This is a genomic window from Amphritea pacifica, from assembly GCF_016924145.1.
GTDB lineage: Bacteria > Pseudomonadota > Gammaproteobacteria > Pseudomonadales > Balneatricaceae > Amphritea > Amphritea pacifica.
The window spans coordinates 1-283 of record NZ_JAFFZO010000208.1; the positions used below are offsets into that span (position 1 = coordinate 1).

1 protein-coding gene is annotated in these 283 nt (G+C 48.1%); it reads right to left on the reverse strand.

All coding sequences use genetic code 11. The features are described 5' to 3' along the window. Positions 1 to 93: 93 nt before the first annotated feature. On the reverse strand, positions 94 to 283 hold a 190-nt coding region (locus tag JW499_RS23260), incomplete at its 5' end, for a hypothetical protein (protein WP_205212556.1).

Consider the following 283-nt stretch of genomic DNA (forward strand, 5'->3'; position numbering starts at 1 on the left):
AAAAACTGCAGCAAAACAAGTACATTTTTCGCTGATTCTCTTTGTAGTTCTGTTAACGGGGCTGCCACTGCTGGCACCATTCAGCCCCTCGGTTCAGCTCTTTTCTGACTTTATCAGGCCGGCAGTCTGGTATTTGGCGGTGGTCATGTGGTGCTGCCACTGCTGCAAAATATCTGCCTGCTGGCAAAATTCACTTCGATACCGGTTTAACCGGTCGGTAAACTGCTTTTCAGACTGTATCTCATCACCTTCTGTGAGAAATGTAGCGGCAACTGCACTGAAC